At 70.7% G+C, this 15,591-nt stretch carries 12 protein-coding genes; 5 read left to right on the top strand and 7 right to left on the bottom strand.

Annotation, left to right across the window (positions count from 1 at the left end; translation table 11 throughout):
- Positions 1-22 precede the first annotated feature (22 nt).
- The gene (locus tag ACLEQD_RS02975; RefSeq protein ID WP_410381605.1) at positions 23-1,183 is read left to right on the top strand and encodes an FAD-dependent monooxygenase; all 1,161 of its coding nucleotides are present in this window, start codon (positions 23-25) and stop codon (positions 1,181-1,183) included.
- A gap of 68 nt (positions 1,184-1,251) precedes the next feature.
- Entirely contained in the window at positions 1,252-1,755 is a 504-nt protein-coding gene (locus tag ACLEQD_RS02980) for a hypothetical protein (RefSeq protein ID WP_410381606.1), read from the top strand.
- On the opposite strand, the gene ACLEQD_RS02985 is transcribed toward ACLEQD_RS02980, so the two are convergent.
- The 4 genes from ACLEQD_RS02985 to ACLEQD_RS03000 form a co-directional block, all read right to left on the bottom strand.
- Positions 1,756-2,520, bottom strand: a complete 765-nt coding sequence (locus ACLEQD_RS02985; protein ID WP_410381608.1) for an alpha/beta fold hydrolase — start codon at positions 2,518-2,520, stop codon at positions 1,756-1,758.
- Between the two features lie 14 nt (positions 2,521-2,534).
- On the bottom strand, positions 2,535-4,094 hold the full coding sequence (locus ACLEQD_RS02990; protein WP_410381610.1) for a mucoidy inhibitor MuiA family protein: 1,560 nt from the start codon (positions 4,092-4,094) through the stop codon (positions 2,535-2,537).
- The gene (locus ACLEQD_RS02995) at positions 4,094-5,419 is read right to left on the bottom strand and encodes a DUF4139 domain-containing protein (protein WP_410381612.1); all 1,326 of its coding nucleotides are present in this window, start codon (positions 5,417-5,419) and stop codon (positions 4,094-4,096) included. The genes ACLEQD_RS02990 and ACLEQD_RS02995 overlap by 1 nt, the downstream gene beginning before the upstream one ends.
- Before the next feature lie 102 nt (positions 5,420-5,521).
- Positions 5,522-6,337 carry a DUF4140 domain-containing protein gene (locus tag ACLEQD_RS03000; RefSeq protein ID WP_410381614.1) on the bottom strand — a complete coding sequence of 272 codons (816 nt, stop codon included), beginning with the start codon at positions 6,335-6,337 and terminating at the stop codon, positions 5,522-5,524.
- 413 nt (positions 6,338-6,750) lie between these two features.
- On the opposite strand from ACLEQD_RS03000, the gene ACLEQD_RS03005 reads away from it, so the two are divergent.
- A complete protein-coding gene (locus tag ACLEQD_RS03005) occupies positions 6,751-7,743 on the top strand; it encodes an alpha/beta fold hydrolase (RefSeq protein WP_410381615.1) in 993 nt (330 codons plus the stop codon).
- A gap of 12 nt (positions 7,744-7,755) precedes the next feature.
- Here ACLEQD_RS03005 and ACLEQD_RS03010 read toward each other — a convergent pair whose 3' ends face one another.
- Genes ACLEQD_RS03010 through ACLEQD_RS03020 form a run of 3 tightly spaced genes read right to left on the bottom strand, consistent with a single transcriptional unit; the run spans position 7,756 to position 14,157 of the window.
- A complete protein-coding gene (locus ACLEQD_RS03010) occupies positions 7,756-11,070 on the bottom strand; it encodes a helicase-related protein (RefSeq protein ID WP_410381617.1) in 3,315 nt (1,104 codons plus the stop codon).
- Positions 11,067-12,947 carry a phospholipase D family protein gene (locus tag ACLEQD_RS03015; RefSeq protein ID WP_410381619.1) on the bottom strand — a complete coding sequence of 627 codons (1,881 nt, stop codon included), beginning with the start codon at positions 12,945-12,947 and terminating at the stop codon, positions 11,067-11,069. Before ACLEQD_RS03015 ends, ACLEQD_RS03010 begins: the two co-directional genes overlap by 4 nt.
- Entirely contained in the window at positions 12,934-14,157 is a 1,224-nt protein-coding gene (locus tag ACLEQD_RS03020; RefSeq protein WP_410381621.1) for a DUF6361 family protein, read from the bottom strand. The genes ACLEQD_RS03015 and ACLEQD_RS03020 overlap by 14 nt, the downstream gene beginning before the upstream one ends.
- A 375-nt stretch (positions 14,158-14,532) precedes the next feature.
- Here ACLEQD_RS03020 and ACLEQD_RS03025 point away from each other — a divergent pair, with 375 nt between their 5' ends.
- A complete protein-coding gene (locus ACLEQD_RS03025; protein ID WP_410381623.1) occupies positions 14,533-15,078 on the top strand; it encodes a hypothetical protein in 546 nt (181 codons plus the stop codon).
- Between the two features lie 48 nt (positions 15,079-15,126).
- Positions 15,127-15,480 carry a hypothetical protein gene (locus ACLEQD_RS03030; protein WP_410381625.1) on the top strand — a complete coding sequence of 118 codons (354 nt, stop codon included), beginning with the start codon at positions 15,127-15,129 and terminating at the stop codon, positions 15,478-15,480.
- Positions 15,481-15,591 lie beyond the last annotated feature (111 nt).

A 15,591-nucleotide genomic window follows, 5' to 3' on the forward strand; every position in this document is an offset into this window, starting at 1 on the left:
GCCGGCCCGTCTGGAGGCAGCCATGACGTCCCCATCCTCTCGCCACGTCCTCATCGCTGGAGCCGGCATTGGCGGCCTCACGCTGGCCTGTGCCCTGCGCCGCGCGGGCGTCCGCGCCACCGTGTTCGAACGGGCCGAAGCGCTGCGTCCGGTGGGCGCGGGCATCACCGTGCAGATGAACGCCTCGGTCGCCCTGCGCCGCATCGGCCTGTGTGACGCGGTGGTCGCCGAGGGCGAGCGCGCCGAGGACAGCCGCATCCTCGACCCCACGGGGGCCCGCATCACCGGCGTCGACGTGCGCTCGGTCCAGGAGGCGCTGGATGCCCCGATGGTGTCCATCCACCGCGCCCGCCTCCAGGCCGTCCTTCGCGCCCACGCGGGCCCGGAGGAGGCCGTGCGGCTGGGCGTCTCCGTCACGGGCTTCCAGGATGACGGCGCCCGCGTCACGGTGACGTTGTCAGATGGCGGCACCGTCCGCGGCGACGTCCTGGTGGGCGCGGACGGCCTGCACTCCGCCGTGCGGGCCGGCCTGCTGGGCGAGCGGCCCACGCGTTACTCCGGCTACACCAGCTGGCGTGGCGTCTGTCCGGCCTCCGACCTGGTGAAGCCCGGCCACTTCACGGAGACCTGGGGACCCGGAGCCCGCTTCGGCATCGTGCCCATCGGCCATGGTGAGGTGTACTGGTACGCCACGCTGAACGCGCCGCAGGGGGCGCAGGACGCGCCGGGCCAGACGCTCGCCCTCCTCCAGGAGCGCTTCGCGGGATGGCACGCCCCCATCGCGAGGGTGCTCGCGGCGACGCCGCCGGAGCGGGTCCTGCGCACGGACATCCACGACCGGCCGCCGGTGCGCAGCTGGAGCAGGGGCCGCGTGACGTTGCTGGGCGACGCCGCGCATCCGATGACCCCGAACCTGGGGCAGGGGGGCTGTCAGGCCATCGAGGACGGCGTCGTGCTCGGGGAGTGTCTCACGGCTCCGGGCAGCGTGGAGGACGCACTGAAGGCCTACGAGTCCCGCCGCGTCCGGCGCGCCAATGCGCTGGTCGTGATGTCATGGCGGATGGGACGGCTGGCCCAGTGGGAGAGCCCGGCCGCCCGCTTTGTCCGCGATGCACTATTCCGGCGGGTTCCGGAGTCGGCCGCGAGACGTCAGCTACAGACCCTGGTGCAGGGTCTGCGCTGAGAGGAATTGGGCTTTGTAGAGTCTGCCTTTGCCAGGGCTTCGCTGTCGGTCCTGGCGGGGGGGTACCCATGCAGACGAAGCCTCCGCGGCTTGCCGCCGTCGTCCTCGTGTCCGCGGCCGCCTGTCAACGCGATGAACCCACGGTGGCCGCCGCACGGCCTCCCGCGGCCAATGTCGTCGCCACGGATGACGCCACCGCCGCGGTCAATGCCCGCATCCAGGACGTCCTCGGTGAGCCCGCGAAGTACGCGCAGGCCTTCGCGGCGTTCCAGCGGGCCGTGGCCGCGCGCGATGCGAAGGCGGTCGCGGCCCTGGTGGCGTACCCCTTCACCGCGAACATCGGCGGCAGGAAGGTGCGGCTGCCCGACGCCGCGTCCTTCGTGCGGCATTACGACGCCATCGTCACGCCGGTCATCGCCAGCGTCATCACCCGGCAGCGCTACACGGACGTCTTCGTCAACGACCAGGGCGTGATGTTCGGCCAGGGCGAGGCGTGGCTCCATGGCATCTGCCGGGACTCCGCCTGCGAGGAGGTCGACGTCCGGGTGATCGCCATCCAGTCCGCGAACTGATCAGCGCCGCGCGACCGACTCAAGGAACGGCAGGACGTGGGGCAGCACCTTCGGCGCCTTCGCCCAGGCGCCACCGTGGTCGGCGTGCTCGATGGTGGCGAACGTCGCGCCGGCTCGCTGTGCCACGGCCTTCATGGAGTCGTGGTACGGGTCCATCGCGCCGCAATAGAGCAGCCCCGGCCGGCCGGATTTCACCAGCGCCTCATCCAGGCCCGCCGAGCTCTCACAGGCCTTCAGGCACAGCCGCAGTGCGTCCAGGTCGCCCGCGTCGATGGCCTCCGCCAGCTCCGGTGCCTTCCGCGCACCCAGCAGGAGCATGTGGAACCAGTCCACGTTCGTGCCGGGCTTGAGCTGCTTCTCCAGCGCCGCGTAGGCCACGGGCAGGCCCACCGCCGGGTCCCACCCGCCCACCACGTAGGACGCCAGCCGCTCCGGCGCGAAGGACGCGAGGCCACACACCGTCCAGCCGCCCATCGAATAGCCCCACGCGTGCGCCCGGTCGATGGAGAGCGTGTCGAGCACCGACAGCGCGTCCTCCACCCGGTGCCGCAGCCCGTATGCCTCCAGGTCGTGCGGCGTGTCGCTCCGGCCATGCCCCAGCGAGTCGAACGTCACCACCGTGTACGCGTCCGTCAGCGCGGGCAGGTACCCCTTGAGCGACCAGTGCGAGCCCAGCTGGAGCAGGCCGTGCAGCAGGAGCAGGGGAGGGCCGTGGCCCTGGACCTCGTAGTGGATGCGGCGGCCGGACTTCGTCGCGAAGGGCATGGCGTGGGGATTCCCTACAGGCCCGCGACCTTCGCGGCGCTGGCCACGGTGAAGCCGAAGTTCACCGTCTGCTGGGAGCGCGGCGGCACGCTCAACTCGAAGCGCACGATGCCCTCTTCGCTCACCTTCGTGGGCGCGGGCTTCGTGGCGTCCTTGAGCATCGCCACCTCCACCGCCTCCACCTCCGACACTGGCATCCGCTCCTCCACCGCGAGCGCCGCGGGCTTCGCGCCCATGTTGGAGACGAACAGCTTCACCTTCTGCGTGCGCGTGCGGCGGCCGGTGATGCGCGCGACCTCCTCGCCCATGTCCACCTGCCGCGACACGCGCAGCGAGTCCTCGCTGCCGAAGCCCAGCTTCACGCGCTCGTTGCGGCCCGCGAACTTGAGCTGCGCGCGGCCCACGTAGCCGTTGGTGCGCACCAGGTCCACCGGCCCCGCGAGCAGCACCGCCGGCCCCGTGTTGTCGAAGCGCGCCACCCGGTGCACCAGCGGCGACTGCTCCGGACAGGCCACCAGCTCCGACGTGGCGGGCGCGGTGAAGGAGAACAGCGCCACGCGGTGGGCCTCGCCATCCGACGGCACCGTGGCCTTGTGCGGCGCGGCCAGCGTCACCGGCTCGCCGCCGTCGTCCATGCCGGGCAGCGCGTCCGCGGCCTTCGCCGTCCCCGCCTCGCCCGTCTCCTGGAGCGACTCCTCGCGGATGGAGACGTCCACCACCTGCTTCTCGCGCGACGTCTTGTCCCGCAGGGTCAGCCAGTCCTCCGTGAGCCGGGGCGGCGTGGCCCCCAGCGTGGGCCGCGCCGTGGAGAAGGCCAGCGTCACGTCCTTCCACGGCTCGCCGGTGTTCTGCCAGACGACGGCCTCGCACTCCAACGTCACCGTGGGCGCCGCCTCCGCGAGCCCCAGCACCGCGCGGTAGGCCGGCCGCCAGGCGGCGCACGGCACCAGGTAGCTGAGCGTGAGCGTCGCCTCGCCGCCCGCCGCGTGGCTCACGTCCAGCTCCGCGCGCACGTCCACCGTGGGCTCCGGCGCCTGCGTGCGCGACAGCACGTCGCGGGTCTCCTGGATGTGCTGCCGCTCCAGGCGCCCCAGGTCCCGGCGGGCCTGCCGCAGTTGATCGTCCGCCGCGGCCTGCTCCTGGCGGACCGTCGCGAGCTGGTCCTTCCATCGCGCCGGATCCGCTTCACCGGCGCCGGTGCGCTCGGAGATGGCGCGCAGGACGTCCTGGCGCGCGGTCTCCAGCAGCTCGTGCTTCGCCTCCAGGCGCCGCACCTCCGCCTGGGCGCGGGCAAGCACCTGCTCGCGCTCGAAGGCGCGCCGGGCCAGCTCCGAGTGGTGCTCACGCAGCGCTTCGGGCAGCACCGCACGCAGCGTGCGGCGCAGGCTGGCCTGGGTCACCGTGCCGCCGGTGAGCTTCGCCTGGAGCGAGCGGTCCACCGCCACCGCCGGCAGCCCGTCCACCCCGAGGCGGCAGGGGCCCGGGGGCAGCGTCACCGCGCCGCTGCGTTCGATGAGGGCCCGGTCCTCCAGGACCGTCACCTTGACCAGGGGCAACAGAATGGAAGTGCGCATCACGTCCTCCGGTTCCCGCCGTTCAGCATCTTGCTGGCGGGCAGCTTCACGACCCACGTCGCCTTCATCGAACGCTTCTCTCCGGCGGGGACGCTCACGCGCCACACCCGCTCGCCCTCCACCGCGTCTTCACCCGGCAGGGGCGTGGCCTTCTGCCAGGGCGGCACCACCTCCGCCTCCTCCACCTTGAGGTCCTTCTGGGACTCGGGGACCGCGCCAATGCGCTCGGAGATGGCGATGCTCGCGGGGCGCGAGAGGTGGTTGGCCACCTCCACGGAGACGTGGTGCGTGAGCACGGTGGCGTTGCCGAACATGCCGCCCGTGGCCTCCTCGAAGCGGGTGTTGCGCGCCACCTGGAGCGCCTCCTCCACGCCCAGGCCCAGCCGCTGCGTCTCACCTGGCCCCAGCGTGGGCAGCGGGGACGTCATCAGGAACTCGTCCCCGAGCGTCACGTCCACCGGCCCCGCGAGCAGCGGATGCGGCGAGGCGTTGTCCAGGCGCACCGTGCGGAAGACGCGCGGCTCCACCGAGGGCACGCACACGTACTCGGCCTTGAGCTCCAGGGGCACCGTCAGCATGGGCACGGTGTGCCAGGCGCCATCGGACGGCACGTCCGCGACGGCCTCCGCGTCGAAGCGCGCATCGAAGTGCCGGGCGGAGTCGCGCGGCGGCACGGACCAGGTGGGGGGCGCCACGGTGTTCACGGACTCGGCGAAGACGAAGGCCTGGGCCTCCAGGCGCACGACCTCCACCTGCACGTTGACGGAGGTGAAGGACAGCATCGCCTGCGACATGAGCGCGGGCCGGGGACGCAGCCGGCCGCGCTGCGCGGGAGAGGCCGCGGAGGCCAGCGTCAGCGAGTCGTAGTCGAACAGGGTGTCCGCCGGCTCCAGGCTGGCCGCACGGCGAAGCTCGTCGCCGCCGCCCTCTTCGTCCAGCGACAACAGGCCCGCCGTCGGGGCGCCGTCGAAGCTGTCATCCTCGGCCATCCGCTTCTTGCTGCGCTTGCGTTCCATGCCGCCACCGCCCCTGGGCGCGGCCATGCTCGGCGCCGGAGCGGAGACAGCGCCGGTGACGCTGCGGCTGGGGGTGGGACGGGAACCGCCGAGGAAGGCTCCCGAGGACTTCGGTGCCGCCATGGGGGGCGGCGGCGGAGCAGGACGGGACACGCTGGGTGCGCCTCCTGGCGCGCCTCCGAACGTGGCCATCTCCTTGTAGGATTCCTGCTCCTCGTAGCCGTCGTCCTCGGCTTCCGGAGCGGGCTCCTCGTACAGCGGGGCCACGGGCGCCTGGGGCTTTTGAAGCACCGGCGGCGGGGGCGCCACGTGCAGGGCGTCGTAGCCCGCGAACAGCTCCTCCAGGCCCGGCGCGGGTTCGCGCCACCCCGAGCGCGCGGCGCGGCTGGCTGCGGCCGATGCGCAGCGACTTCAGCTCCGGCACCTCCGCGCGCCGCTCCAGGCTCGCGGTGGAGACGGCCAGCCGCACGCCCGTCCAGTCCTCGCGGTCCGCTGGATGACGGCGGCGCGCATGCGCAGCGTGCCTTCCTCCAGCGTGCGCGGCAGGCGCAGGTCGTAGGTGGGCACCCAGCGCGCGCCGGCCACCGCGTACTCCAGCACCAGCCGTGCGTCGCCCTGCGCCGCGATGGGGCCGGACAGCGTCAGCAGCGCCGCGCGGAACAGCCGGGCCCGGTCCACGCTGCGCGCGGAGGACAGCTCCTGCACGCGGCGGCGGCGCAGCTCCAGCTCGTTCGTGGCGTCGCGGTGCTGGCGCTCCAGATCCAGCTCCTGCGCCTGGAGCTCCGCCAGCTCCGCGTCCACGAACCCCGTGAGCGACAGCATCGCGCTCAGCGGCGCCTCGCGCGGGGGATGGCCCTTGCGCTGGGCCGGCCAGGTGGGCGTCAGGTCGCGGAGCGCCGCGATTTCCGAGCGCACCCGCTCCAGCCGGCTGTGCACGGCCGACAGCGCGGCCTCCGCTGCTTCGAGCGCGTGCTGCTCCGCGGGCAGCTCCGACTCCGGCGGCAGCCGCACGTCGAACGTGGGCTTGAGGTCGCGGACGAGGAGGCCCGACGGCCCCTCCACCACGCGGGCACGCAGCGAGCCCGTGCGCAGCGCCAGGGGCAGGCCGTCGACGCGGACCTGGCCGGGCAGGTGGCCGTTCTCGGGCGAGAGCACGAAGGCGCGCGTGCACAGCGCGCCCTCGGCGTGAACGGTGACGGATTCCAGGACGGACGGTACGACGCGCATGGGCCCCCCTCTTTCCGCAGAGAGGGCCGCACGCTACCCCGAGGCCCCCGTGCATTGCGATGGCGCGCAGGGGGCGGAAGGCACTTCACGGCGCGGATCACGCACCGCGCCGCGGGCACCGGCGGCGGTCAGAACGCGCGGTTCACGGCGTACGCGCAGATCTTGTCCTCCACTGTGCCAATGGCAGACACGTCTGGTCCGGGTGCCTCCACTTCCGCGCTGCCGCACGCGGCCAGCATCAGGCCCGCGGATAGCAGCGGGGCAGGGGATCACGTCATCCAGTTCAAGCGCTTCATCTGTCACCTGCGGGGATTCAGCGAGGGATGGAAATTTATGATTGAATTGGGTTGGGCATGATTTGCAGGCTTGAGTCTGTTCCGTTGTCGCAAGGGTCCGTGCAAAGGTTGCCACCCATGCGAACGTCCTGGCTCCGTCTGTCTTGGGTGCTGTTGCTCTCTGCCTGTGCCACCACTCCGTCGACGCCGCCGGGCGGCACGGCGGATCCGCTGCACCAGGTGCGGCGGGTGAAGGTGGCACCGGAGGTCGAGCTGGAGGTGCTCGACTACAACGGCAAGGGGCCGGCGCTGGTGTTCCTGCCGGGCCTGGGGAGCACCGGTCATGTCTTCGACGTGCTGGCGCCGGAGTTCCTCGCCACGCACCACGTCTATGCCTTCACCCGGCGCGGCTTCGGAGCATCCAGCTGGCCCGCCGCCGGCTACGACAGCGCGACGCTGGGGCACGACGTGCTGGCCGCGCTGGACGGACTGGGACTGACGAAGGCGACGCTCGCGGGCCATTCGCTCGCGGGGGATGAGCTGAACTGGATGGGCGTCCACCACCCCGAGCGCGTGGAGGCGCTCATCTTCCTGGACGCCACGGACAACCGGGGCGAAATCGCCGCGTTCCTGAAGCCCGGCCCGTTGCCGCCGCTGCCGTTCACGGTGCTCGACGGGCAGCCGTCACGCGATGCCGTGACGGCCCTGCTGGCGCGCGACCTGGGCGGTCCGTTCCCTCCGCATGAGATTGATCAGGCGTATGAGTTCGACGCCGCCACCGGCGCATACCTGCGCTACCACCGCCTCCCGGAATCGACGGAGTTGAGCGTGCGGGGCGCGGCCGAGCCGGACTATGCGAAGCTCCAGGCCCCGGTGCTGGCCATCTCAGACGAGCAGGCCTTCGCGGGGTGGGTGGAGTTCCTGTCCCAGGCGGAGAACGTCCCGGTCGACCTGCGCGAGCGCGCCCGGGTCTTCCTGCCGGAATTGCGTCAGCACGAGGCCGCCCAGGCCGCCCTGCTCAAGAGCCTGCCGAACTGGAAGCTCGTGATGCTCCCAGGCGCCGGGCACTACCTCTGGCTCACGCGGCAGGCGGAGGTCGTCTCCGAGATGCGCGCCTTCCTCACGCGCTGAGTGGCCGCTGCATCAGGTTGAGGGCGGCCAAGAGGCGGCTTCCGCTGCGTAGGGGGACAGGTCGATGCGTGTCGCTGCGAGCGCCTGTTCCAGCACCTGTGGCTCCACGGTCTCGATCAGGTACTTGATGAGGTCATCTTGCCGTGGCTGGCCGAAGGCCATGCGGTAGATGGCAAGAGACTTCGACAGACGCTCCGCGCGCTCGAACTCGCGGCTCAGCGGGAGCGCGAGGATGTGCCGCTCGATCCGTGCGCCGTCGTCCACGGGGTACACCCAGTACGGCACGATGTCCGTCGTTCCCTTCGGACGCGACTGGCGCGCCTTCTCGAACATCACTTCCCAGACGTCCGTCGCCGCGGTGTTGAGGGCCGCCAGTCCGTGGATTCGCGCCACGTTCTTGCGGACAGCATGTCCCTTGTACCGGTGAACCCGGCCCTCGCGCTGCTCGAGGTCCACCGGGTTGCTGGGCAGGTTCCAGTGCACCACCGCGTGGCAGTACGCGTGGAAATCCAGGCCCTCTTGTCCTACCGAGGTGGTTGCCACCACGAAGGGCCAGAAGGGGGAGTTGAACGCCTTGCGCACGGAGTCCGCGCGGGTGGCCACCTGCCCCTCGTCGGTCCTCTCGTCTCCGAACCTCAAGGCGAAGTGGCAGCGCATTCGGCGCTTCTCCTGTTGGACCGTCCGTCCGCCCTGGCTTGGCTCCACGTCGGAGGTGGTCAGGCTCGCGGTGCGCAGTGACAGCGCCTCCGCGATGTTCTCCGCGATTTCGTGCACCCGCTCCGCCGCGCTCCCCGTGCTCAGCCCCAGGTGGTCCCGGAGCACGTGCGCGTACTCGTCCAGCACCGCCTGGAGGCAGCCGTCCACGGCGTAGCGGAGCACGGCCCTCCAGTAGGGCAGGTCACGGGGCTCCGCGACCTCGCGGTGCAGCATCTCCGCGAACTCGGGCTGGTTGAACAAGGCCCGGAACGCCCATGCAGCCATCGCCGCGGCGTCCCGGATGCGCACGCCCGCCGTGTCGCTCAGCGCATCGGTGCGCAACTCGAGGACGCGAAGCATCGACCTGAGGAGCGTGACGCCCGGCGCCGCGATCGCCATTTCCGCGAGTACGTCCACGAGGTCGTCGGGCCTGCGGCCCAGGGGCTCTCCCTCACCTCGCAACATCTCCCGCGCGGTCTCCACGTGGGCCTGCCACGACTGCTCCGCATGCTCCTGGCTGTGCTCCCCCATCCACAGCTCTGGCAGATTTTCCCGGTCGAACCACTGCTCGGTGGCGCGTGGCTCGATGGCCCGATCCAGAAGGAGGGGCGCCGCCCAGTACCACCGCTCGTCGACACGTCCCTCGGCCGCGCCGGGCGGCAGACGCCTCAAGGCGACCTCGAGCTGCATGCGGGCCGCCGCGAGCACTTCGTCGAGTTCGACGAACCCCTCTCCCGGCACCCCATCTCGAAACGACTCCGCAGCGAAGCGCACAGGGTCGCAGGCTCGGGCGAGGAAGACGCTGGGGTAGAGCAGGGCGAGGACAGGCATGCCCGTCGGGCGCCCCTCCGCGACCTGGAAGCGGAGGGACGCGCCCCTGCGGCGGCGCCGCTCGGAGGAGTAGCCGTCTCGCTCCTCGCGCCCGTACATGCGCCGCTCGGCCTCGAAGCTCAGCAGTGCCGCGATCGCTCGGGGAGCGAACTTCCAGGAGGAGAAGACGAGGCGCTTGCTGACGTCTTTCGTCCCCGGCTCGCCCCAAGGACCGCGAAGCCGGTAGTAGGGGAGGGACGGTTGCAGCCAGAGCAGGCGGTGCGCACCGCACCCGAGCGTCTGCTCCACGAGTTCCCGCATCCGGGCGTTGCCCAGGTCAATCTCCGCATACCGCTCGATGGCGGCCCAGGGGAGGCGCAGGTTTCCAGGGGCCGTCAGCGTCCGGGCCAGCTCAAACCGGGCCTGCCCGTCCTCGCTCCGCTCCAATAGGGTGCGCTTGAGCTTGTAGCCCTCGTCCATGAAGCTCAACGCGTACGGCGTGCTCTTCCAGTACTCGAGCGTGTCGGGGTGGTTGCACAGCCGAGCCACCTTCTGGAGGGCGAGGTAACCCAGCGCATCGTCGCGCGTCAGCCTCGCGGTGGTCGAAGGGACCGACTTGAGCATGCCGTTGCGGTCGGGCGTGGAGGCCAGCCGTTCGGTCCGGACCATCACCCGCCGCAGCCGGTCCTCCAGCTTCCCGCGGACGGCCTCCAGCTCGCGCCGGCGCTCCGCGTCCCCCAGCTCCATGAGGCCGCGCCGGTATTGCTGGAAGAGCCTGTCGATGTCGTCCGTTCCGGCAGGCTTCCGCTCGAGGAAGCGGAGCGTCCGGACGAAGTCCTGGTAATGGTCCTCGCCTCCCGCCTCGCTGGCGGTCGTGTACATCTTGTACGGGGTCGCGGAGAGGAGCAGGGTCCGCACGCCATCAAAATCAAAGAGCGCGCGCGCCAGCTCGCTGGCGTCATCCTGTCCATCGAGCAGGTGGCTGAATCGCTGGAACTCGTCGAGGACGACCAGGTCGGGTTCCAGCGTCGCGACGCAACTGGATGCGAGCGCCGAGCGCAGCTCGCCCACCAGTCGGGAGCGCGCTCTGGACGTCGTGCCGTCCGGCTGGCTCCTGGAGGTGGAGTACGCCTGGCGAAGCTCGTCGAAGCGCGCGCGCAGGTCTGGTTCACCTCGCGCCCTGGCCTCGGCGGCACGCTTGTCGAGCTCCTTCGCGAAGAAGCGGGTGCTGTCTCCCGTCGGATCGAAGTCCGCGAGCCGGGTCCTTCTGACGCCGTCGCGGAAGCGCTCGCTGTCCACCCCTCCCTGGAGCACGTTCATCGCGGTCGCACTGGTGCCCAGGCCCCACAGTTCGCTCAGCATGGCGTGGAGCAGGAGGCGCTCCTCCACATGCCCCAGGCCCCCGCCCAGGTCGAAGGACGTCGCTGGCGTGAAGGAGATGAAGTTGACGCGGGAGGGGGAGTCCTTGAGTCGCTGGGCCTGCTTGGGGAGCAGCGTCAGGCGGGAGGCAAGCGTGACGTGTTCCCCCTCGAGCTTGAGGCGGCTGACGTTCTGGCGCGCGATGTCCGTGTTGGAGCAGATGTAGACGACGTCCAGCCGCTCCACCCGGTCGCGGAGGTGCTGGACGGTCTTCGCGATCACGCCCTTGGCGATCATCGTCTTTCCCAGGCCCACCTCGTCCGCGACGAGGAAGCGGCCGGAACCATCGGGGAAGAAGAGCCGCTCGAAGACGTAGTCCACCGTCTCCCGCTGGAAGTCCTTCAATCCGAGCAGCGCGCGCTCCGCGCCAGCGAGGATCTCCGTCTCTGCTGGGCGACTCACGCTGCCACCTCCCCCGTCAGGGTCTTCCGTGCTGCCCAGATGGGCTCCCACGCCGCGAGGAAGCCGTCCGGCAACAAGCGCCGTCCTTCATCGGTCGCGAGGAGGTCCTGCACCACCTGCTGGATGGCATCCAGGCGCGAGGGATCGCGGTCCAGCGCCCGGATCATGGCTTCGAGGAGCGGCACCTCCGCGCCAGCCCCGGCGCCATTGCCGCCCGGGGTGGCCTCCGTCACCTCGAACCCCGCCAGGCCCTCCAGGATGTCCATCGGGTCCGAGGCCAGGAGCATCCTCAGGAAGCGGAGCACCTTGGCGGGCTCATCGAGCATCGATTGGAGGATTCGCGCGGCCCGGTTCGCCGGGGCGTTCTGGAGGATCGCGGTGACGACGAAAACGGCTTCCGCCTGCCTGCCGTCCACGGTGGTGGTCAGGGAGAACGCGAAGAAGCCCGTGAGCGCCTCGAAGCTGCGTGCCGCGAAGTCGGCGCCCGCGTGTCCCTCGTGAAGTTCGAGGGCGCGCGCGAAGGTGTCCCGGGGAAGGGAGATGGGCCAGACGCTCACCGCGATGTCAGCGGGCACCTCGACCGGGCCTTCGGACCGCAGGCGCGTCGAGAACCCCGTCGGCCCCTCCGTTACCTCGGCGACCCAGCTCATCCGGCCCAGCAGGCCCCGGACGGCGCGGAGGCGCTCCTCCAGGGCCTTGTCGGTGGGATCCTCTTCCGTGGGCTTCTCGGGAGGAGTCCACGAGGCGAGCAGGGCGCGCAGCCCTGGCTCACCCTGGCGACCGTCGAGGAGGGCCTCAATGCCGACCTGGCTCTTCCTCCCCGTCAGCTTCACGAGGAATTCAACGTTCTGATGGAACGCCGCGCTCGTGGCATTGGCGGAGCCCGTCCAGACGTGAGCGTTCCGGCCATCGTCCTGGACGAACAGCTTGGCGTGCAATCCAGAAGGGGGCGGCGAGTCCTCTCCGCCGCGCGCTGACGTCTCCCCTGTGTCCCCGAACTCCAGCATCTCCGCCCCGTCGTGCAGCACGCACACCTCGAAGGGCGCGAGGCTCTCCCGAGGAAGCTTCGCCAGCTCATCCATGCGAGACACGAGGATGCCGCCCTCCGCGAGCCCCTCGAGGGCCGGCGCGGTGACGAAGGGCGAGACGATGAGCGCCCGGGGCGCCGTCTCCACGGGGGAGCGCTTGTAGCCGGCCAGTCCCAGGGGATGGAACTGGAGCTCCTCGAAGGGAGGTGGAAGCTCGAAGCGAACGCGTCCCAGTTCGCCGGCGATGAGTGCGACGTCGTCCATCACCCGTTGGGGAGGAGGGCGCACGGCGAGGGAGGGGAGGGCACGGAAGAAGTCCGCCAGGGGGCGGTTCGCGGCGAAGGACCGCTCCCGGTCCGCCAGCGGGCCGTCCAGGACGAGCGCCGTATCCCAGGATGGATCGAAGGTGAGGTTCCGTGAAAGGCAGAGGACCCGGTACGCCACCTCGCCCTCATCGCCCACGAGGCGCAGTGCCCACATCTTCGGGTGGAAGACGCCGCCCTCAGTGGGTGCATTCACCTCGACGACCGAGTCCTCCACGTAGGCAAGCAGGCGCTGGTACCTGGGCGGGGCCGAGATGCGCGTGCTCTGGCAGAAGACCGTGGTGCGCTCGGCGTGAGCGCGGACCGCCTTCAGCAATGCGAACGGGTTCAGATGTTCGCTGGCCTCCGCGCTGCTCGTGGCGTCCTCCTTGCCGGCGATGCCATCGAACAGGGAGAAGGCCAGCGGCGCGGTGAGCAGCGCCATCAGGTCGAGCGTGTAGGTGGTCGCGAGGGCGCGGTCGATGCGGAAGCCCTCCGGGGGCCTGAGCGCCTCGAGCAGGACCCTTCGCGTGTCAGGCGCGAGCATGGCGACCCCCGAGTCCGGCGTGGATGTCCTTCAGGATGCGGGCGGCACTGGGCCACCGGTAGACGAGCCGGTCCGCGCCGGATGCCCCGTTCCAGAGCTCGAGCGCTCGCGGGTTTCCGAGTCGGGCTCGGGCTCCCTTCAGCTGGCGCTCGCGGTCACGCACCAGCCTTCGCACCGCCACGTCGTCGGCTGCGCGGTGCAGGCTCTGCCACGGTGCATGTTCCTGCCACTGCTCCACGAAGCGGTGGGTGGCTCCGCTGACACGGGTGCGCTGCTGGACAAGGGACCAGAAGTCGCCGCGTTTCCAGCTTGAGAGGACACCGCCGCGCGGCTCCAGCTCCGTCACCCATGACTCAAGCTCCTCACGGAACGCCGTGGTGCGTTCGTCCCTCCGGGGCCCTGGGGGAAGCTCCTCCGCGAGCATGAGGTTGTAGAGCAGCGCCGCTCCGTGGAGGGACTCCGCGAGGAGTTGGCCGTGGTGGAGGATGTCCTGGATGTGGGAGGGGAACTCGGCGAGCTGGGGATGGGCCCAGGGATACTGGGCCTCCACGGTCTTGCCTCGCCGCACCAGGAAGGCGAGGAGCGACCGCGGAGCGGAGAAGCAGATGCGCTCGGCGAGGTATCGGGCCTCGTCGGGACTCAGCTCGAAATCCGTGCCCGCCGGGAAGGCGTCTGGGGCTGGGGGGAGGTGGAGGTGCCAGGGCGCCAGTCGTCCTCCATCGAGCGACTCCCCATCATCGTCGCGCCCGCCGTCCTCCGCCGTGTGAAGGCGCTCGAAGTAGCGGTGGTACTCCTGCTGCGAGCCTGGGTAGAGGCGGATCTTCCAGGCCCCGAGGCCTTGCCAGTACACATTGCTGGGCAGGCGTTTGAGTGCGGCCCCCGCCACCTTGCCAAGCACGCCCGCGGTGTCCGTGGACTCAAGCAGCGTGTCCCGCAGCTGGATCTCCTCCTTGCGCGCGCGGGCCGCGACCTTGTCCGCGGTCATGCGCTTCTCATGCAGCTGGCGGTACATCCAGGGGACGAAGAGGAAGTAGCGCGCGCGTGTCTGGATGGTGCTCGTTCCTGGAAAGAGCAGGTCCGCGAAGGTGTCCCGAATGGCGCCGAGGCCAAGCTCGTCTCGGGTGTCGGTTTCCTTGAAGCGGTCCACTGCTTCGAGCACACGCCGCCGATCGTGCTCCGAATGGTCCAGCCACGTGAATGTAGACGGCATCAAACCCCCGGGGAGACGAGCCAGCGAAGGCTACCGCGGTTCTTGCGCACGCCAGCGGTGTCCTGACGGCATCAGCACGGGTGCCAGAGGACCCCGTTCGCCAGCCGTCCGAGGCGGCACGTGAGAGTCTTTATGACCTGAGAGCCCCGCTCTTGAAATACCCACTTTGGGTGTATTGACACTCGTCAGCTGGGGCGCGCGGCAAGCGGAGGTCGTCATCCAACCCCAAGGCGTCCGCGCGCCAGCGGGCATCCCTTCCAGACGAACTTCGACGGGAGCTGGACGCTGCCTTCCTCATACATCGATGCCTGGGCGGACACGCATCCGGGGGATGCCCTCGCGAGCGCCATCTCCCTTCCGCTCGACTCACCGACGGTGGGGGCGTTCGCGGAGGTCGTCGACAGTTGCTCGCTCGAAGCGGGCGTCAATCCGTGCCTGGATGGCACCTACGCTGACAACTCGGTGGCGGAAGAGGCCTTCGCCGCGGAGCAGGCCAACGGCTTCATGGGCTACACCGAGCGCCTGTTCTACATCCTCAAGGCCAATCCCTCCATGCCGCTCCCGGAGGTCGTCTCGGTTCCGCTGGGCACGGGCTCGGCGCCAGCGGTCTTCGTGGATGCGCTGGTGCTCAACGCGAGCTGCACCGGAACGTGCGCGGAGGACGCCCGGGCCTTCACGTCGTTCATGCAGGCCCCCGAGACGCGCAGCCTCATCGCCTTCAGCGAGGACGGCCCCGAGGGCACCCGGCCTCGCTACCTGCTCCAGGCCAACCGCGCCTTCTATCAGCGGGAGCCCGCGCGCTCCGACCCCATGTATCAACAGTACGAAGCCATCCTGAGTGGAGCGCGGCCCTATCCCAACCAGCACTTCCCCGAGAACCGGAAGGCGCTCCAGGGGGCCCTGCTCGAAGCGCTCCAGTGATTCAGCACGGGCCCGGAGCGCTTCACGGACAGGCATCAGGCACCGGGCATGGCGCCGGGAGCGCTCGACCGCGAGCCGCTCGCACGCGCCGCCCAGCTCCTCGTGGGGCGCGAGCCTCGGGGCCTGCTGGAGGTACATGTCCGCCCGGGACCGCACGCGCTCGAGTCGAAGCTGCTGCGCGTGCTGGAGGACCGGGTCATCTCGCGCCTCGGCGAGCACGCGTGGCGCAGGCACTGGCTGGAGCGGCTGGCCCTCCAGGCCGCGCTGCGGCGCGCGGATGGCAATGCCGCGGAGGCCGCGCGCCTGCTGGGCGAGGTCGGCCGGGGTGCGGCGAAGGACCCCGGCGGCACGGTGCGCACGATGATGAAACGGCTGGGCGTGTCCCCTCGCGGCGGTGCGTGAGTGTCCCGCCGCGGCGGGTCGCTTCCCCGTGCTGCGGAGGGAGGAGGGCGACGTGTGGCGCATGGGCTGGCGAGCCCCCATCGTTGAAGAGGGAGGAATCCGTTCCAGCCA

Source organism: Corallococcus sp. 4LFB (assembly GCF_046520365.1).
GTDB classification, from domain to species: domain Bacteria; phylum Myxococcota; class Myxococcia; order Myxococcales; family Myxococcaceae; genus Corallococcus; species Corallococcus caeni.